This is a genomic window from Streptomyces sp. NPDC051109 (assembly GCF_044455885.1).
Taxonomy (GTDB): Bacteria; Actinomycetota; Actinomycetes; order Streptomycetales; family Streptomycetaceae; genus Streptomyces.
Map to the genome: position 1 here is coordinate 47,704 of NZ_JBITFF010000028.1, position 18,691 is coordinate 66,394.

13 protein-coding genes are annotated in these 18,691 nt (G+C 73.1%); 2 read left to right on the top strand and 11 right to left on the bottom strand.

Features of this window, described 5'->3' with window-relative positions:
• Nucleotides 1-650: 650 nt before the first annotated feature.
• The 7 genes from ACIBAD_RS33465 to ACIBAD_RS33495 all read right to left on the bottom strand — a co-directional run bounded on the left by ACIBAD_RS33465 (nucleotide 651) and on the right by ACIBAD_RS33495 (nucleotide 10,565).
• Nucleotides 651-1,358 (bottom strand): formyltransferase family protein, encoded by a 708-nt coding sequence (locus tag ACIBAD_RS33465; protein WP_398910524.1) that lies wholly within the window; start codon nucleotides 1,356-1,358, stop codon nucleotides 651-653.
• On the bottom strand, nucleotides 1,355-4,858 hold the full coding sequence (locus ACIBAD_RS33470) for an amino acid adenylation domain-containing protein (protein WP_398910526.1): 3,504 nt from the start codon (nucleotides 4,856-4,858) through the stop codon (nucleotides 1,355-1,357). Before ACIBAD_RS33470 ends, ACIBAD_RS33465 begins: the two co-directional genes overlap by 4 nt.
• Entirely contained in the window at nucleotides 4,855-5,952 is a 1,098-nt protein-coding gene (locus tag ACIBAD_RS33475) for an NAD-dependent epimerase/dehydratase family protein (RefSeq protein WP_398910528.1), read from the bottom strand. Before ACIBAD_RS33475 ends, ACIBAD_RS33470 begins: the two co-directional genes overlap by 4 nt.
• Complete coding sequence (locus ACIBAD_RS33480; RefSeq protein WP_208329172.1) at nucleotides 5,937-7,895, bottom strand: fatty acid CoA ligase family protein; 1,959 nt, start codon at nucleotides 7,893-7,895, stop codon at nucleotides 5,937-5,939. Before ACIBAD_RS33480 ends, ACIBAD_RS33475 begins: the two co-directional genes overlap by 16 nt.
• 9 nt (nucleotides 7,896-7,904) lie before the next feature.
• Nucleotides 7,905-8,864: a hypothetical protein gene (locus ACIBAD_RS33485; protein ID WP_398910530.1), complete on the bottom strand. Its 960-nt coding sequence runs from the start codon at nucleotides 8,862-8,864 to the stop codon at nucleotides 7,905-7,907.
• A gap of 3 nt (nucleotides 8,865-8,867) precedes the next feature.
• Complete coding sequence (locus tag ACIBAD_RS33490) at nucleotides 8,868-9,935, bottom strand: 3-oxoacyl-[acyl-carrier-protein] synthase III C-terminal domain-containing protein (RefSeq protein WP_166682197.1); 1,068 nt, start codon at nucleotides 9,933-9,935, stop codon at nucleotides 8,868-8,870.
• A 246-nt stretch (nucleotides 9,936-10,181) separates the two neighbouring features.
• Nucleotides 10,182-10,565 carry a VOC family protein gene (locus ACIBAD_RS33495; RefSeq protein ID WP_398910533.1) on the bottom strand — a complete coding sequence of 128 codons (384 nt, stop codon included), beginning with the start codon at nucleotides 10,563-10,565 and terminating at the stop codon, nucleotides 10,182-10,184.
• A gap of 164 nt (nucleotides 10,566-10,729) precedes the next feature.
• Here ACIBAD_RS33495 and ACIBAD_RS33500 point away from each other — a divergent pair, with 164 nt between their 5' ends.
• Nucleotides 10,730-11,830 carry an alpha/beta hydrolase gene (locus tag ACIBAD_RS33500; protein WP_398910535.1) on the top strand — a complete coding sequence of 367 codons (1,101 nt, stop codon included), beginning with the start codon at nucleotides 10,730-10,732 and terminating at the stop codon, nucleotides 11,828-11,830.
• 134 nt (nucleotides 11,831-11,964) lie between these two features.
• On the opposite strand, the gene ACIBAD_RS33505 is transcribed toward ACIBAD_RS33500, so the two are convergent.
• On the bottom strand, nucleotides 11,965-12,795 hold the full coding sequence (locus ACIBAD_RS33505; RefSeq protein WP_134076056.1) for a DUF5995 family protein: 831 nt from the start codon (nucleotides 12,793-12,795) through the stop codon (nucleotides 11,965-11,967).
• A gap of 23 nt (nucleotides 12,796-12,818) precedes the next feature.
• The gene (locus ACIBAD_RS33510) at nucleotides 12,819-13,403 is read right to left on the bottom strand and encodes a hypothetical protein (protein WP_134076058.1); all 585 of its coding nucleotides are present in this window, start codon (nucleotides 13,401-13,403) and stop codon (nucleotides 12,819-12,821) included.
• Nucleotides 13,404-13,627: 224 nt separating this feature from the next.
• On the opposite strand from ACIBAD_RS33510, the gene ACIBAD_RS33515 reads away from it, so the two are divergent.
• On the top strand, nucleotides 13,628-15,187 hold the full coding sequence (locus ACIBAD_RS33515; protein WP_398910537.1) for an MFS transporter: 1,560 nt from the start codon (nucleotides 13,628-13,630) through the stop codon (nucleotides 15,185-15,187).
• A gap of 11 nt (nucleotides 15,188-15,198) precedes the next feature.
• Here ACIBAD_RS33515 and ACIBAD_RS33520 read toward each other — a convergent pair whose 3' ends face one another.
• Nucleotides 15,199-16,983: a methyltransferase gene (locus tag ACIBAD_RS33520; RefSeq protein WP_398910539.1), complete on the bottom strand. Its 1,785-nt coding sequence runs from the start codon at nucleotides 16,981-16,983 to the stop codon at nucleotides 15,199-15,201.
• A gap of 168 nt (nucleotides 16,984-17,151) precedes the next feature.
• The gene (locus tag ACIBAD_RS33525; RefSeq protein ID WP_398910541.1) at nucleotides 17,152-18,378 is read right to left on the bottom strand and encodes a 4-hydroxybenzoate 3-monooxygenase; all 1,227 of its coding nucleotides are present in this window, start codon (nucleotides 18,376-18,378) and stop codon (nucleotides 17,152-17,154) included.
• Nucleotides 18,379-18,691: the final 313 nt, after the last annotated feature.

The following is an 18,691-nucleotide window of genomic DNA, read 5'->3' on the forward strand; positions in this document are numbered from 1 at the left end:
GTTCGCGCCGAGGATGTTACCCCTGGTCCAGGCGACGTCCCGGGTGGCGGTCCCCGAGGTCAGGAAGGGCTTGGCCCGCCCGAGTCCGCCATCCTGACAATCGGAATGACAGCCTCCGCAAGGGTTGCCCTGCCGACGTCCGCCGTCGTTGCGGCATCGGCGGATCCGGTCGCAGACGGTCATTGAGCGAAGAGGACTTCGCTTTGCAGAAGGCGAACGAGACCGGGCAGCCGTGCGAGCTGGTTTCGGCCAGGACGGAATCCTCGGACACCTGGGCGACGCCGCCCGGCAAGTGGTCGGTGAAGCGCTGTGGGGTGTCTTGTCGATCAGGCCGGATCAGGGAGCGGCGGCGGGCGCCGTGGATCGCACGGCGGACGAGGGAGGCGACGCGGTGGGGCGCCTCCCAGCGGTAGGGACGTCGTCGACCGCCTCCGTGGAGCCCGACTTCCTGCGCTCGTCGGAGTCCTACACGGACGAGCCTGCACTGCACCCGGTGCACTTCGACGGCTCCGCGAGCGACACCGCCACGCTCTTCCAGTGCCGCGCCGCTGCAGCCGCTGCCGGAGACAGGGGGGCAACGTGCACCGGTACTGCGCCCCCGGCGGAGCGCTCCGGGCGTCCTTCGACGCGGTCGCCGTCCGCGTGGTGCGTCAGTGAGTCCGGGCGGCGGGTCCTGCCGTCGTGATCGCCGCGGCCAGTTCCGGGGCGTGGGTGGCGAAGGGGCCCAGGTCCGTGGCGCGGAGGTAGGCCGGGTGGTTGTGGTGGGACGCCAGGCGGGCCAGGGCGCGGGTTCCGTAGTACGCCTGCGGGCCCGCCGGAGCGGGTGGGGATGGGAGGGGCGTGCCCGCGGCGATCGCCGGCAGGGTTTCCTCGAACAGGGTCTGGCAGGCGCGCACGCCGCGGAGCATGACCTGGAAGTGGCGGGCGTCGGGGGCGATCGGGAAGCGGTGCTCGGCCAGGACGCGGCCGGTGTCGATGCCCGCGTCGACCTCGTGGAGGGTGGCGCCGTACTCGTGCTCCCCGTTCAGCAGGGCGAAGAGGACGGCGACGGAGGGCAGTCCGCGGTGGCGGGGCAGCAGGCCGTTGTGGACGTTGAGGATGCGCAGGCCCCGGGCGAGGAGCGGTGCGCGGAAGATCCGGCGGTTGTTGAGGGACCAGACGATGCCGTCGCTGCTGGCGTGCGCGAGGGCGTCTGCGTGGGCGTTGACGTCGACGGGGGTGGGGAGGTGGAGGTGCGGGGCTTCGCCGACCGTCGCGTCCTGCGGGTTCTCCGAGCAGACGAGGTCCACGGGGTGGCCCTGCTCGGCGGCGTGTAGGACGGCTCGGCGCAGCAGTGCGCCGTCTCCGACGAAGATCATGCGGGGAGCTCCTCTCGGGCGGCGGCGAGGTGGGAGCAGACCTGTGCGAGCGTCAGGTTCCGTACCAGGCAGTCGAGGCCGGCCATGAAGCGGCGGGCTTGGGCGGGTTCGAGCAGGTCTTCGGAGACGGCTGTGAGCATTTCCACCAGGGCGAGGGAGTCTCCGCCCAGGGCCTGGAAGTCGGATTCCGCGGAAATTCGTGCGGGATCGACGGCGAGGATCGCGGACCAGTGGGCGGCCACCCGTGCCTGGAGGGTGGTGGGCGGCTCCGCCGTGTCGTGGGCGGGGGCTGGAGGGCCGTCCGGGGCGGCGAAGGGGTCGGGCAGGGCGTCCAGGTCGGTCTTGCCGGCGACCGTGCTGGGGACGGCGTCCACCGTGATGATGCGGGACGGGACCATGGCGGCGGGCAGCAGGGCGGTGAGCGCGGAGCGCAGGGTGGCGGAGAGGTCGTCGGGACGGCTCGGATCGTTCCGGTCCTCCGGGCCCTCGCCCGGACCGTGCGAACCGCCGGCGCGCGGGACCACGTACGCGCACAGCACCGGCGTCGTGGTGTGCGGGCGGCGGCGGGCGGTCACGACGGCGCGGCTCACTTCGGGCCGGGCTTCGAGCGCGGCGACGATCTCCGCGGGCTCGATGCGGTGCCCGGCGATCTTGAGCTGGCCGTCGATGCGCCCGGCGAACTCGACCTCCCCGCCGGGCAGTCGCCGGCCGAGGTCGCCCGTGCGGTAGCTGCGGGTGCCGTCCGCGTGCTCGGTGAACGGGGAGGGGCGGCCGTCGGGCGGGCCGAGGTAGCCGCGGGCCACCTGGGGGCCGCTGACGACGATCTCCCCCGTGCGGCCGGTGTCCTGGGGGCCGGTGCCGATGCGGTCGCCGTCCTCCGCCACGAGGTGGACGCGGGCGTAGGGGCCGGGCGTGCCGATCGGGAGGGTGGCGGCGCTCGTGGGCCGCGCGTCGTCCACGACGTGGGCGAGGCAGGCGACGGTCGCCTCGGTGGGGCCGTAGCCGTTGATGATGCGGCAGTCGGGGCCGAAGGCGGTACGGGCGGTGCGTACGGCGGCCTCGGTCAGCGGTTCGCCGCCGAGCAGCAGGGTGCGTACGTCGCCGTGGTCGGGCAGCAGGGCCAGGTGGGAGGGGGTGAGGGCGAGGGTGTCGGCCCGGTGGTCGGTGACGAGCCGGCGCAGGGTGGCGCGCGAGGGCGCGTCGGGCGCGAGGACGACCGTGCCGCCGGCCAGGAGGGGCAGGAAGAGGGGGAAGCAGGAGATGTCGAAGCCGTAGGAGGACGCGAAGCCGAAGCGGGTCCGGGCGTCCACGCGGCAGACCTGCGTCATCCAGCGGACGAAGCCCGCGAGGCCGCGGTGTTCGATCTGCACGCCCTTGGGGCGGCCGGTGGAGCCGGAGGTGTGGATGACGTACGCGAGGTCCCCGGGCGCGGGCGCCGGGGGTACCGGCCGGGGCGGCGGGCCGGTGACGAGGCCCTCGGCCGCGAGCAGGGGGCAGGGCGCGAGCGCGCCGAGGGAGTCGGCGAGGTGGCGCCGGGTCAGGCAGAGCCGGGCGCCGCAGGCGCGGAGGATCTCCGCGGTCCGCGCGGCGGGGTGGGAGGGGTCCAGCGGTACGTAGGCGGCGCCCGCCTTGAGGATCCCCCACAGGGCGCAGACCCCGGCCGGAGTGCGGTCGACGACCAGGCCGACGAGGTCTTCGCGGCCGATCCCGCGGCGGAGCAGCCCGGCGGCCACGGCGTCGGAGCGGCGGTCGAGTTCGGCGTACGTGACCACGCCGTCGGGGCCGTCGAGCGCGGGCGCCGCGGGCGTGCGGGCGGCCTGTGCGCGGAAGAGTTCCACGACCGTGGCGGGGGGCGGTACGGGCGCGGGTCCGGGTGCGGGCACGGGGGCGGGTACGGGCGCGGGCCCGGGTGCGGGTGCGGGTGCGGGAACAGGTGCGGGTGCGGGCGCGGGCCCGGGAACAGGTGCGGGCACGGGCGTGGGCGCGGGCCCAGGAACAGGTGCGGGCACCGGTGCGGGAACAGGTGCGGGCCCGGGTGCGGGAACAGGTGCGGGCGCGGATGCGGGCCCGGGTGCGGGAACGGGCGCGGGTGCGGGCGCGGGCCCGGGAACAGGTGCGGGCCCGGGAACGGGTGCGAGCGCGGGAACGGGTGCGGGAACGGGCACGGGTGCGGGCACGGGCCCGGGAACGGGTGCGGGCGCGGGAACAGGGGCGGGCGCGGGCCCGGGTGCCGGTGCGGGTGCCGATGTGGATTCGGGGGCGGGCGTTGGCGGCGGTGCCGCGGGGGCCGGCAGGTGGGTCAGGACTTCGTCCAGGAGGCGGGTGGCGCGTTCGGCCAGACCGGGGCCGCCGCGGACGCCCATCGTGAGCTCCGTGGCGGTGTCCGTCTCGGAGGCGGCCACCGAGACGGGGACCAGGGGGGCGTGGACGGGCAGCGCGTACAGGGTCCTCGCGGTGAAGCCGCCGCCGGAGAAGTCGGCCGGGTCCAGGCGCCCCAGGTGGGAGACGACGGCCGAGGCGAGGTGGCGGTCGGTCCGTACGGCGCCCGCCTGCGCGGCCCGCAGCAAGAGGCGGGCGGCCGCCGGGGGCAGGGGCAGGAGGGCCGACTCGAAGCCCTCGGCGAGCTCCCGGTTCTCGGCGAGGGCCCGGAGCAGGGTGACCTGTGCCCTCGGCCACTCCTGGCCGGGGCTCAGGTCCAGGAACAGCGGCAGGGTGAGGTTGCCGGTCGAGGCGATGCCGGGGCGGTGGCGCCGCAGGTCGACCGGGATCATGACCCGGGTGGCGCCCGGCACCGCGCTGCCCGGGCGGCCGCCGCCCGGCGCCGCACTGTTCGTCAGGGCCTGGGCCAGCCTGGGCGTGAGGGCCGGGTGGTGGCCGGGGAGGGTGCGGCGCAGCCACAGGGTCTGCTCGGGGCCCGCCCCCGGGCGGCCCAGGGGGGACGGGTGGGCTGGGGCGAGGCCGGTGCGGCGGCCGGTGGCGCCGAGGCGGCGCAGCAGACCCCGGTCGGTGTCCGGGGCGAGGGCCGGGCGGCCCGGCTCCCCGCGCAGGGCGCGGAAGACCTCGCGTACCCAGATCAGCGCGCCGTGACCGTCCATCAGGGCGTGCGAGGCGCTGAACACGAGCGTGGCGGTGCCCGAGGGGGTGCCGCCGGGGATCACCAGGACCTCGCACCCCGGCGGGTCGTTCCGGCGCGCGCGGCCGGTGAGGAGCTCCGCCGTGGCCGGGTCCGACACGTCGATGCCGCCGGCGGCGGGTGCGGCGTACCGGATGGCGGGCAGCGGCCCCTCGGCCGACCAGACGGCCCCGCGCCGTACCAGGCGGGAGCCGGGGCAGGTCTCGGCGGCCCGGGCGAGCGCCGCCCGCAGGGCCGCCGGTTCGGGGGCGGTGTGCCCTTCGACGACGATGCGCAGGGCCATGGCGCCGCGTGCGTGCCCGGCGGCCAGGTAGAGGTGCTCGGTGGGCGATACCGCCCGCCGGTAGGTGGTGCGAGGGGGTGTCATCGTGGGGTGGTTCCTTCGTCGGTGCGCGGGGACGCGGGCGGGTGGTCCGGGCGGACCCAGGCGTCGACGCCGCCGATGCCGTGGATCCAGCGGAGCAGTTCGCTCACGCCGTCCTCCTGCGCGCGCGGCGGGTCGTAGCCGAGGTCGCGGCGGGCGGCGGCCGTGTCGTACGTGGTGGAGCGGGTGAGGAGGGCCGCCGTGTAGCGGCTCAGCGGCGGGGCCGTAGCGGCCGACGGGCGCAGCCGCCACGCCGCCTCGACGGCTTCGGCGAGGATGCGGGTGGCCGCGACGGGGACCCGGGGGTGCGGCGGCGGGCAGCCGAGGAGGGCGCCGACGCGGGCGAGGAAGGCCCACAGGTCGGTCTCCTCGCGGTCGGCCACGAAGTACGCCTTTCCGGCGATGCGTTCGGCGGGGACGGCGGTCGCGCGCAGGCAGGCGTCGACGGCGTTGTCGACGTGGCACAGCGAGACCCGTACCCGTTTGCCGCCGGACAGGTCGGGCAGCCGGCCCGCGCGCATCGAGGCGATCATGCGGGGCAGGAAGCCCGCGTGGTCGCGCGGGCCCCAGATGGCGCGCGGGCGCAACGCGCAGCTGGTGAAGTCCGCTGTGTTCGCGGACAGTACGTACTGTTCGGCGGCGGCCTTCGTCGCGCAGTAGTGGTTGAAGAACCGGGTGGGGTACGGGGTGCTCTCGTCGATCCGGAGCCGGTCGCCCTCGCGCAGGTGCATCAGCGCGCTGGGGCTGCTGACGAAGACGAAGCGGGTGGCGCCCGCCGCGCGGGCCGCCGCCAGCAGCCGCTGCGTTCCGGTGACGTTGGCCTCCTCGAACTGGGCGCGGCTGCCGTGGTCGACGACGCGGGCGGCGCTGTGCAGCACGGTGTCGCAGCCCACGGCCGCGCGGGCCAGCGAGGCGGGGTCGGCGAGGTCGCCGGGCACGAGGTCGAGTCCCGGACCGAGGGCGCCCAGGCGGGCGGTGTCGCTTCCCGGCCGGACCAGGGCGCGGACCCGGTGGCCGTCGCGCAGGCAGGCGTCGGCGAGGTGGCCGCCGAGGAAGCCGGTGGCCCCGGTGATCAGGATGTTCACAGTTCCCGCCACCAGGTCGCGCCGTAGAGCATGGTCAGTGCGGCGGTGGCCGCGCCGCCGTGGCCCGCGGCCCTGCCCCGGGGCAGGGCGAGGGGGATCTGCGCGGCGTGCACCGGGATGGAGAGGAAGGCGTCGGCCCACCAGAGCCAGCGCAGCAGGGGTACGTCGGGCACGTCGGCGACGGCGGCCCAGATCGCGCCGCCGAGGAGGTACGCCCACCCGGCGAGCGGTACGAGGCGGGCCGCCCGGGCCCGCGAGAACGGGGGCGGGGACGGGGCGAGGCGCCGCTGCGCCCATCGGGCCAGCTGCTCGCGGCCGATCTTCGCGTTGTGGCGGACGTCGACCGGGAAGGCGGGATGGTGCAGGAACTCCTCCAGTCCCCGGGTGGGGGCGTGTTCGGCGGCGAGGGCGCGCAGTTCGGCGACCAAGTCCTGCCAGGCGGGGCCGCCGGCCGGGACGCCGCTCTCCACGCAGACGACGGGTCGCTGGGCGCCGGCCGGGCCGATGCCGACCAGGGCGCTGCGGCGCACCAGGGGGTGGGCGTTGAAGACGCCCTCGCAGCGCACGGTGTGCAGGTCCCGGTCGGCGGTCCGCACCCGTTGGGAGGTGCGGCCGCAGAACCAGAGTCGGCCACGGTCGTCGAGGTAGCCGAGGTCGCCGGTGCGGTGCCAGGTGAGCGCGGCGCCGTCGGGCCGGATCTCGTGCACCTTGTGCAGGGCGTCGGAGCGGGGCGCGTGGTGGTAGCGGGGGCTGACGGACTCGCCCTCGACGAGTATCTCGCCGACGCTTCCGGCGGGCAGCGCGGTCTCCGGGTACAGGCGGGGGCGCGGGCCGTCGGTGACGGGGATGATGCGGACGCGGGTGCCGGGGACGGGGCGGCCGATGCAGGTACCGGCTCCGCGGGCGCTGCCGGCGGAGGTCTCGCCGAGGATCTCCTCGGATTCGATCGAGGTGATCGGCAGGACCTCGGTGGCCCCGTAGGTGACGTGGACGGACGCCTTCTCGTCGAGGACGGTGCGCAGGGCGGCGACGACGGAGTCGGGTACGGGCGCGCCGCCGGAGACGATGCAGCGCAGGTCACGCGGGGGGCGGCCCAGGGCGGTGAGGTGGTCGGCGAGGTTCCGCAGGAGGGCGGGCGACGCGAACATGGTGGTCGCGCCGAATCGTTCCAGCGCGTCGACGAGCAGGGCGGGGTCGGCCTGGGCGACCTTGGCCGGTGCGAGGGGTGCGAGGACGGTGGTGGAGCCGTAGACGAGGTCGAGGATGCCGTAGAAGGGCAGGGTCACCAGTGAGGTGTCGTCGCGGGTACGCCCGTGGGCGGCCTCGATCTGGCGGGCGATGGAGAGCGCCATGCGGTGGGTGTACTCGACTCCCTTGGCGGGGCCGGTGCTTCCGGTGGTGAACCCGATCATCAGGAGGTCGTCGCCGCCGACGTCGGCGGCGGGGGTCCGCGGGCCTGCGGCCGTGCGCAGCGCGGCGAGCGTGTGGCCGCCCCACAGCCGGCGGCGGCCCAGCGTGACCGGGATGCGTACGCGGCCGAAGGTGCGCCGGCCGAGGACCCGTACGAGGTGGGCGAGGGGTGGCCCGATGAACGCCTCGGCGCCGACGGCGCGGTAGCAGTGGAGCATCCGGCGCACGCCCATGCCCGGGTCGACGACGACGGGGACGGCGCCGAGCCGGAACAGGGCGAAGGCGAGGGCGAAGAGCTCGGGGCCGGGCGGTGCCATCAGTACGGTCTTGGTCCCGCGGGTGATCCCGGCGCGGGCGAGTCCGTGGGCGATCTCCTCGACCGAGTCCTGTAACTCCCCGTAGGTGACTTCCCGGTAGTGCGGGCCGCCGCCGGGCTCGCGGCCGTCGGGGTGGATGACGGCCGGCTTGTGCGGGAAGGCGGCGGCGTTGCGCTCCAGGCAGTCGGCCAGGCCCGCGGCGGTATCGGAATGGGGAACGGTGCTCATGGCGTACCGTCACCAGCCTTCGGGCCGGTAGGCGACGCAGGCGGCGCTGGGGCCGGCGCCGGCGGCGACCAGGAGGAGCCGGTCGCAGTCCTTGGGGCGCGGGGCGGCCAGGGCCTGGAGGTAGCCGAGGATCGGGGCCGCGGTGTGCGGCTCGCCGGCGCCGTGGGCGGCCGGCTCCTCCCCGGCGCGCGGGCCGACCACGAGGGTGCGGTCCAGGTCGATGCCGTGCTGGCGGGCGTACCCGCTGCTGCAGGCGGCGGCGAGTGCGCTGCGCCGCGCCCGGTGTCCCTCCGTACGGCGCACCGTGATCCGGGAGCGGCCGTCGCTGCCCATGGCCGCGGTGTCGAGGTACCCCTCGGTGTCGGTGGGCCCCTCGCCCGAGTACACGGACACGGGGCCGAAGCCGGCGCCGGGGTCGGCGCTGCGCTGGAGGAGGAAGGCGCCGGCCAGGTCGGCGTACGGGTAGTGGGGGTCGCGGCGGGCGTCACCGCCGGGGTGCACGTCGGCGGCGGTGATCAGGACGCGTTCGGCGCTTCCGGTGTCGAGGAGGCTCTGGGCGAGCTGTACGGCGTTGAGGACACCGCAGGCGCCGTTCATGAGGTCGAAGGAGAAGCCGGCGGCGGGGGTCGGGTCGGCGATGTAGTCCAGGTTGATGCCGACCTCCTTCTGGACGAGGGCCGCGAGGGCGGGTTCGAAGGTGTTGGACTCCCGGTAGACGCCGACGTTGATGAGGACGCCGACGGACGACGGGGAGACCTGCGCCTGGGACAGGCAGGCGCGGGCGGCGCGGCTCGCGAGTTCGACGGCGGAGGCGGCTTCGGTGCCCGCTCGGGTGCCGGTGCCGGTGCCGGTGCCGGTGCCGGTGCCGGTGCCGGTGCCGGTGCCGGTGCCGGTGCCGGTGCCGGTGCCGGTGCCGGTGCCGGTGTTGTGGGGCGTGGCGGTGTGGGCTGCGGCGATGACCGTTCCCATGGCTCAGACCCCCATGTTCGTGATCGTGGCCGACAGGGCGCCGGTCACCACGCCGGAGGCGGCGGGGACCATGAGGAACCGCGATCCGGGGCGGGCGGTGCCGGCCCGCATGTGCTCGCGGAGCGTCAGGAAGTGCGAGGTGGTGGCGGTGTTGCCGTACTTCTCGACGACCGCGAGGGAGGGGGGCATGGGCGCCTCGAACTCGGCTTCGGCGGTCTGGTTCACGTAGTCGATGAAACGGGTGCCGACCTGGTGCTGGATGACGTAGTCGAAGTCCTCGTCGGCGAACTCCCGTCCCTGCTTGGCCAGGAGGTCCCGGTGGAACCGCGGCCACAGTTTGAGGCGGTCGCGGTTGTGCATCTTCTTGTTGTCCGTGTAGAGGGCGATTCCCTCACTGCGGTCGCTCGGCATGCCCATGCACAGGTGCGAGTACTCCGAGCAGGTCATCAGTTCCACGTAGTGGATCCGGTCGGCCTCGTCGGTGGAGGCGTCCAGGACGACGGCGGCCGCCGAGTCGCCGACGGAGAGCGAGGCGAACTGCGGGTCGTAGGAGTCGGTGACCTCGCGGGCCGCGGTCTCGGCGACCGCGGTGGCCTGCTCCCCGCTGACGACCAGGCCGTTGCGTACTGCGCCGGAGCGGATCATGCGGTCGAGCAGGTAGACGCCGGTCATCATGCCGGCGCAGGCGTTGGACACGTCGAAGTGGATGGCGCGTGGCGCGCCCAGCTCGCGGGTGAGCAGCGAGGCGAAGGACGGTTCGAAGGTGAAGCGGCCGCCGGCCGTGAAGCGGGTGATCGAGGCCGATATGACGACGTCGAGGTCGGCGGCGGCGTAACGGGAGGCGTCGAGGCAGTCCCGCGCGGCGGACAGGGCCATCGAGAAGGAGTTCTCGGCGGCCGCCGGGTCCGGGTCGTACACCCGGCGCTCGGCGACTCCGGTGATCCGCTGGAGGTCCGCGTCACGGACGGCGGGTATCCCCTCCGTCAGCTCCCGGGTGGTCATCACGGTCTCGGGGACGTGGGCCCCCAGGGCCTCTAACCGGCTGTGGCGATTCAGTGTGCTGGTGTTCATGCTCCGCGTTCTCCAAGGACATCCCCGTAACAGAAAGCGAAGTTACCGTAGCGTAGGGATCAGCCCGCAGGTCGCGCAAAAGCAGGTGAACGGCGCAGATGGGGTGATTACCAGCCAGGCATCCCTTGGGCCGCATTTCGCCAACACCCGGCCGTGGCCCCTCCCGGCACTCGGATCGTCGGCCTGAACATCACACGCGGTGCCCAAAACCTGTCCGGAACCGCTCGGTCCGCCTTCGGTGGCAGGTCAGGAGTTCGCGGCCGCCCGGTCGGACTCGCTGCGCAGGACGCAGAACTCGTTGCCTTCGGGGTCTGCGAGCACCGCCCAGCCGGAACCGTCGGGGTTGCGGTGGTCGGCGACGAGGGCGGCGCCGAGGCCCAGTAGCCGGTCCACCTCCCGGTCGCGCGAGGTCTCGGGGCGCAGGCACAGATGCATCCGGTTCTTGACCGTCTTGGGCTCGGGCACCTGGTTGAAGTACAGCACCGGGCCCTGGGCCGACAGCACCTGCGTCTCCCGGTCACCCGGTGCGGCCGCCGGGTCCAGCGGGCAACCCGTCACACCGCTCCAGAAGCGGGCCAGCCCGTAGGCATCCGCACAGTCGATCGCCACGTTCTGCACTACCGAGACCATGCGCCCGAGCCTTCCCGATGACAGCGGCGCGGAGGCGCCCATTTGAAACCCAAACGACATTTATTGCATATTTCTGCAACCTCGGGGGTCGAGAAATGCATCAACCCAAGGAGGACCCCACCGTTCTGCCCTGAGGGCAGCCACAACTGTTCGGAGCGAAGTTCGTGCACGAGTACCCGCAGCCGCAGCAGCCCAGGCGATCCCGCAAGAAGGTGTGGATCGGCTCCGCAGTGGCCGTGGCCCTGCTCGCCGGGGCGGGCGCCGGGTCGGTCTACTGGAAGACCGACTGGTTCGACGGGAACGGCGAGTCCGTCAGCTACGCGAAGCCCCCCGCCGGGGCCGACAAGGACAAGGACAAGGGGAAGCAGACCGGCGACGGGAAGCCGGCTTCCGCGCCGAGCGCGGACCCGGACGTGTCCCTGCCCGCCGGTCCGTTCACCGACTTCAAGCAGACGGTCAAGCTGGAGGACGGCACCCGCATATCCAAGGCCCGGGTGAAGGGCCCCAAGTCCGGCTTCGAGGGCAGCGTCTGGGTGTGGACGCCCAAGGAGTACGACCGCCCGGAGTACGCGAAGAGCGCCTTCCCGGTCATGATCGCGCTCCCCGGAGGCAACGGGAACGCCGACAACTACTGGGCGACCATGCCTCAGTTGGGACTCCAGAAGGCCGTCGCCGAGGGCGCCGCGGCCGGCAAGAGCCTCCCGTTCATCCTGGTCATGCCGATCCTCAATCCGGACGCCAAGTACTACTACGACGGCTCCGACATACCCGGCCAGGCCAAGATGGGCACCTGGATCGGCGAGGACGTACCCGATCTCGCGAAGGCCAACTTCCGTACCTACAAGTCCCGCGACGGCTGGGCCTTCATGGGCAACTCCTCCGGCGCCTTCGTCGGCCTCAAGCAGCTCCTGCAGAAGCCGGACCGCTTCCGGGCCGTCATCGCCAACGGCGGCGAGATCGTCCCGGACTCCCCGCTCTGGAAGGGCCACCAGGCGGAGATGGACGCGAACAACCCCGAGAAGCTCGCCCCGAAGCTGATCAACACCAAGGGCCCCGAGGTGAACGTCCTCTTCCAGTACGGCACCAAGGAGGGCGGCCGCGACCGGATGGAGAAGTTCCAGCAGCAGTTCGGCAAGGGCCCGATCAAGGTCTCGATCCACGAGATCCAGGGCGGCGACCACAACGGCTGGGACTACGTCCGGGGCATGAAGGAAGGCCAGCTGGAAGAGCTCAGCAAGCTGCTGAAGGGCCCGAAGCCGCAGTAAGACCGCCTCTCCAGGGGGAGGACGGCGGCGGCAATTGACGTGAGGCGCGCGGGACGCACCAGGCGCCCGCTTCCACCAGGTTGACCACGCCGGTCGGCTTGGCGGCGGGCCCGGTCCGTACAGGCTTCGGCTTCCTACGCGAGGGGCGTACTCGCCGCGGGCCAGTGCCGGCGTTCGGGAATGAGCCTGCGCAGGATCCACAAGCCGGCGCGCAGCTTCCAGTCTCCGGGGGAGCGGATTTCGGAGATGAGCGCGCCGGTGCTCCTGCCGATCGACCGCGACGCTTCCCCGGTCGCATACGGGTCCAAGAGCCTGTCGCAGTTGAACCAGGCCAAACCCCGTGCGACCCGGATCCCGTAGTTGGTCAACAGTTCGTCACTGCGGGTGAACAGCCTGTCCAAAGAGCTGAGCCCATGAATGTACCGGGACGAAAGGTCGTCCTGGACCCTGTCGATACAGGCGCCCAGCACGTCGTTCATGCGGTGGAAGTCCGCGATGTGGCTGCGGTCGCCCGTGGACGCCGCCATGAGCCGCAATGCCCCCGGCAAGTCGTACGAAATGTGCGCCATCATGGAAAAGAGCACTTCTTCCAGCGTGTACGAGCGCCGGACACTCGAAGCGGCGAAGACGTCTCGCCATGGTTGGGGGATGGAGTCCGGCAGATCACTGGGCCGGACTTCGTCCGCGGAGCCACCGGGTCGTCCTGCCAGCCATGCGTCGATGCCGTCCATCGCGGCGAAGTAGGCCGACGCGAGCGTCTCACACAGCTCGGCGACCCACGGCGGGTCGTTGAACGCGGGGGTGCCCGTATCCAGGGCTGTGGCGAGCGTCGTCGTGAGGCGGTAGTAGGTGTAGGCGAACGCGGCCCGGCGGTCGTGTGCGGTGTCGTACTGCCTGACCCGGTCGGCGAGCAATCCGGCGACCAGGGTGATTTTTTCGGCGGGGAGCATGGACTCGGCGGTCATCGGGAGTGTGTTCCTGCCGCCCGCTAAGCCGGCGCGCTGACTCGGCGGGTTTCCTCGGTCGCCCTGCCCCAGTCGCACAGCAATTCCGCGAAGAGGCTCTGGCGGTCGGGTGCGACCTGGTAGTCCGCTGTCCAAGGGGTTTCGAGCAACGGCATGTGGTAGGTCGCGGCCATGCCTTCGTCGCGGATTTCCGCAGAGTAGGTGAAGGTCCGCGTGAGCAGGCCCGGCACAGGGCCCAGCCTCTCTTTCGCGCGAACAGTGACTCCGGTCCCGTTGCTGTCCAGTACGTACTGCTCTTCCAAGAGGTACAGGGTCACGCCGAACTTGGACATCCTGACCACGTTGTCGGCCTGGCCGAACTCGCCCTCGTCCGGCTTCGCCACGATCGTCGAACTCTGCCGCGGCGCCCCGATGAGCAGATCGATGGTGTGCATGACGGTCGCGAGCAGCTTGTTCGTCACTCCGATGCGGCTGCGCATGAGACGACGCCAGGAGGTGACCCGGAAGGTGGCTTTCCCATGCCAGGTGCCGGTCCCGATGTCGAAGTAATAGACGCGGTTGGGCGCGGTCGTGCGGTCGCGAGCGATGCCCTCGGGCTCCATTGTCACGGTGCGTAGCATATCATCACGCGCTGTAAATGACGGTCCTGGACGGCCCAGCCGCCAGCCGGCCGCGGCGGCGAGGCCGCACCCACTCCTCGGCCGTGGTGTCGGTTGCGGGCACCACGTTGCGGGGTGTCTTGCACGAATGCAGAAGAGAAGGGACAAAACCGTGTAAGAAGACCGGGCGGCGGTATGCGCTCCCGTCCGCTCGGATCGGCGGAAGGGAATCCGTGACGCGGCGACGGCGGTTCGGGGGCGAGCGACACCGCTGGTGGGTGCTGTCCGTGATGACCTGCGCCTCGTCGATGATCGCCATCGACGCCCTGGTGGTGCTGGTCGCCCTTCCCACCATCCAGCGGAGCCTGGACGTTTCGACCGTCGGTGTGCAGTGGATCATCAATGCGTACCTGCTCAGCTTCGCCTGCATGAGCCCGCTCGGCGGGCGCATCGGTGACGTCTTCGGGTACGAGCGCGCCTTCCGCTTCGGGACCCTCGTGTTCGTCGTGGCCTCGACCGCGGCGGGGCTGGCCCAGTCCGAGGCCTGGCTCATCGCGGCGCGCGCGGCCCAGGGAGCCGGTGCGGCGATCCTCCGGCCCGCGAGCCAGGTGCTCATCATCGAGGAATTCGGGCGCCGGGAACGGGGCCGGGCGATGGGCATCTCGTCCAGCATCTCCACCGTGCTGTACGGCACGGCTCCGCTGATCGGAGGCCTGTTGACGACGGCGTTCTCCTGGCGCGCGATCTTCTTCGTCAACCCGCCCCTGGGCATCGGCGCAGTGGTCCTCGCCCATCTTCTGCTCACGAGCAAGCCGCCTCGGCGCGAACACGTCGACTGGTCGAACGCACCCCTGCTGATGGGCTCCCTGGTGTGCGTGGTCCTCCCGCTCATGCAGGCGCGCCACTGGGGGTGGTCCTCAGCCGCCGTCATCTCCCTGTTCGCCACGGGAGCCGTGCTGATGACGCTCCTGGTGGTGCGTGAGCGGCGGCATTCGGATCCGCTCGTGCCCTTCGGGTTGTTCGCGAGCAGGGAGTTCTCGGTGGGGACGGCGGTCGTGTCGACGGTGCGTTTCGCGTTCGTGGGATTCGCGGTGTTCGGGGTCATCTGGCTTCAGGACGTCGTGGGAATGTCGCCCTTCGAAGCCGGTCTCGCCGTACTGCCGCTCACCCTCCCCACAGTGGTGTTCGCGCCGCTGGGCGGAAGGCTCTACGACCACCTGGGGCCGCGCGTTCCCCTGGGCATCGGCATGGTCCTGTGCGTGGGGGCCCTGCTCGGCTCGGCGGTGGAGCTGCATCGGCAGGACTACGGCTGGCTGGTGCCCTTCTACTGCGTGATGGGCATCGGCATGGGGCTCTGCGTCACCCCGGCCTGGGTCACCGCGCTCAACGGCACCTCCCAGGGGATGCGCGGTAGCGCGGCGGGGCTGTTGCAGACCGCCCGGGAGATCAGCGCGGCGCTGGGTCTGGCGGTCATGGGCGCGATCGTGGTGCATCGCGAGGGCGCGCACCTGGGCCGGATCCTCGGACGGGACGGCCGGATCCCGCCCGAGCGCTACGACCAGGTCGAGCGGTCCATCGGGAAGGCGGTGGCGGCCACCCAGCAGGGTTCGCCCTTGCCCGCCGGGATCCCCGCCGATCTCGTCCCGGCTCTCAAGGCCTCGGTCACCACCGCCGTCGCGGCCGCGTTCTACGTGGGCGCGGCCGTGATGCTCGCGGCGGCCGTGGCGGCCGCGTTCCTCCCCGGGAAGGGGGAGCTCTCCGGGTCGGACCGCGGCCGGGACCGTCCCGCGTAGCCGGCGGGGTGTCAGCTCGGTCTGGCGGCGGGGTCCGGGACGGCCGCCCTGCGGGCGTGCAGTACGTGCGCGTCCAGGGGCAGGGGGCTGTGGCCGACGAGCTGGAGGCCGGCGTCGGCGAGAAGGCGTGCGTAGTGGTCGCTGCGGCGTTCACGGCCTCCGACGTTGCACAGCATGTGCAGGTCCCAGGCGGTGGCCAGCGAGGGGGAACCGTCGGCGGGCAGGAGCCGCTCCACGACGAGCAGGTCCGCGTGGGCGGGCATGGCGCGGGCGCAGTGGCGCAGGATGTCCCGGCAGCGGTCGTCGTCCCAGTCGTGCAGGACGCGGGAGAGGACGTAGACGTCGCCGCCGGGCGGGACGTCGGCGAAGTCGCCGGGGCGGTAGTCGCAGCGCGCGCCGCAGCCCGCGGCGTCGAGCAGGCGGCGGGCGGCCTCGACGGCGTGCGGGCGTTCGAGGAGGACGCCGCGCAGGCCCGGGTGCGCGGTGAGGATGCGGCCGAGGAGCTCCCCGTTCCCGCCGGCGACGTCGACGACGGTCGCGGGCTCGGTTGCGGGCTTGCGGGCGGCGGCCGTGATGACCGGGTGGTCGGGGAGCGGCTCGAACATCCGCGAGCTCGCGGCCATGGACCGGTCGAAGAGCGCGGCGAGTTCGGGGTCGCGGGCGAAGCAGTCGAAGTGGTTCTCGCCGAAGACGCGGTCGAAAGCCGGCTGTCCGGTCCGCACGGCGTGGTCGAGCTCGCCGAAGGAGTCGTAGAACGGGCCGCCGTACATCAGGGCCAGCGGTCGCATCGACCCGGGCGTGTCCGAGTGCAGCAGGGCGCCGAGTTCGGTCAGGCGGAACCCGCCCACCTCGTGGTCCTCGGAGACCGCGCCGAGCATGGCCAGGTACCGCAGGAGCGTGGCGAGGCCGCGGGGGTGGGTGCCGGTCAGCCGGGCGAGGTCCTCGGGGCGGTGCGCGGTGCGGGTGTCCACGGCGTCCATGGCATCGGGCAGCCGCAGCCGGGCGAAGGCGGCGAGTGCCTGTGTGGTCCAGGCGCCGGTGAGGAGGCGAAGGAGCGTTTCGGCGGGCTGTCCCGCGGTGCGGTGGGGGCGGTGGGGGTCGGGGTGGTCGTCGGGGTGGTCCAGGTGGGCGGCGAGGGCGGCGCGGTGGTCGCCGCGTACGTAGAGTTCCAGCCGCCGGTAGCCGCAGGCCGGATCGGCGGGGGTGGTGAAGTACAGGACCGTGCCGTCCTCGTGCGGGTTGTAGCCGCCTCCGTCGGGGCGAGCGCCGTGGCGGACGAGGATCGCGCACAGGCCGCGCAGCGCCAGCGGGTCCGAGTGCTCGATCTCGAAGGCCAGGTGCGCCTCGTGCCGGCGGGTGCGTTCGTACGCGGCGATCCGCTCCAGGCCGGAGTGCGGGGGCACGGTCAGGGCGAACACCTCGACCGCGCGGCGCTCTCCGGCACAGCCGGGCACGAGCGGGCGCAGGATGCGGACGTCGAGCTCGGCCGGATCGCGCCGGTGGCGCCGGGCGAGGCGTTCGCGTACCACCACGCTGGGATGGGAGGGGGTGTCCACGGCCAGCCCGCACTCGGCGAGTTGGGCCCGCAGGCCGTCCGCGTCCGACGGGAAGAGCAGCAGCCCCGCGTGGGCGAACCGGCAGTGGCCGGCCAGCGCCGGCAGGTCCGGTCCGTCGAGGCCGGGCAGGAGGAGGGGCAACAGGGCGGCGCTGTCGTGCTCGCGGACGAACTCGGCGGCCGCGCGCAGGCGGGCCGTGTCGTCCAGGAGCATCGTTTCGTCGGGGAGCGTCGTCGTCATCGTGGGGGGTCCTCGGGCCGGTACGGGCTGGGCAGGGCGGGGCACGGCAGGGCGAAGCAGGGTGGAGCAGGGTGGAGCGAGGGGGGGCGCGTTCGGCCCGGTGGGACGTGCGGGGTGAGGCTTGCGGGGTGGGGCTTGCGGGGTGGGGCTTGCGGGGTGGGGCGGCGGTCAGACGGCGACGTAGTTCTCGGCGAACCAGTCCTGGTGGATGCGCGAGGTGCGCAGTGAGGCGAGCCGGGAGCGCCGCAGGCCGGCGTGGAAGGACGATCCGGCGCTCGGGTGGCCCCCTTCGGGAGCCGCGTGCAGCAGCCGGGTCATCCACCCGGTGAACTCCTGCGCCCGCCAGATGTGTTCCAGGCACCGGTCCGAGTAGCCGTCGAGTCCCGCCGTCTCGCCCCGGGTCAGGGCGTCGGTCAGGGCTGCGGCCAGGATCTCGGCCTCCAGGACCGCGAGGTTCGCGCCCTTCGCGGCGGCCGGGGCGAGCAGGCTCGCCGCGTCGCCCGCCAGGAACAGCGAGCCGTGGCGCAGCGGTTCGATCACGTCGCAGGTGAGGTCGAAGATCCCGCGTTCCAGGAGCGCGCCCCGGTGGAGCGGTCCGTGGTCCGAGGCACGCATCCGGACGTCCAGCTCGTCCCAGATCCGCTGCTCGGGCCAGGCGTCGGCGGGGGTGCCGCGCTGCCACTGGAGGTAGTAGCGGGTGACGTGCGGGGTGCGGGCCATGTGTCCGGCGAAGCCACGGTCGTGGACGGCGTAACCGACGGCGTCAAGGCTCGGCGGGGCCTCGGCGAGCAGGCCGAGCCAGGTCACGCCGTGGTCGTAGTGGTGGCGGACGGCGCCCGGCGGCAGGGAGCGGCGGGCCGCCCCGTGGCGCCCGTCGCAGCCGGCGACGTAGCGGGCGTTCCATCGCGTGGGACGGCCGTCGGGCTCGCGCGTCATGACGTGCGGCCGGGTGCCGTCGGTGCCGTCGGCATCGCGTACGGCGAGCGCCTCGGTGTGGAAGCGGATGCGTCCGCCGCGGTCGAGGTAGTGCGTCAGGAGGTCCGTGACCAGGTTCTGCTGGGGGTAGACGTGGTGCTGCCCGCCCTGGCCGAGGGCGCCGTAGTCGAGCCCGAACCGGCCGTCCTCAGTACGGAACTCGCAGGTGCCGTGGCGGCGGCCGGCACGGTGCAGGCCGTCGGAGAGGCCGTGGCGGTCCAGGATCCGTACGGTGTTCGGGGCGAGGAACCCGGCGCGGGCCCGGGTCTGGACATGGGTGCGGGAGGCCCGTTCGAGGAGGACGCAGTCGATCCCCGCCGCGTGCAGCAGGGTTGCGAGGACGAGCCCGGCCGGACCGGCACCGAGGACGACCACGTCGGCTGATTCCCGTAAGGCCCGGGAGTTCTGACTTTCCGTCATAGCGCGTGAAGCATAAGCACGCGAAGATCGGTGAACCTACGCAAGCCATCCATAGGCGGGAATAGAGTGACAATCACCCTTGACGTTTCCGGCCCGTGGCGGCGGGGTCGGGAGGGGTGTCCGCGGCGGTGCGGTGGTGTGCGCCCGGGCGTGCGGGTACGAACACACGCCCGGGCGCACACGCCCCGGTGGGCACCTGGGATCGGACCGGCCCGCTGACGCGAAAGCGCCCGGCCGGGAGGTTCCGGTCGGGCGCTTTCGTGCGTGTGCTGTCCGCTGGCGGCTTAGTACCAGTGGTGGGTCTGCCAGAAGT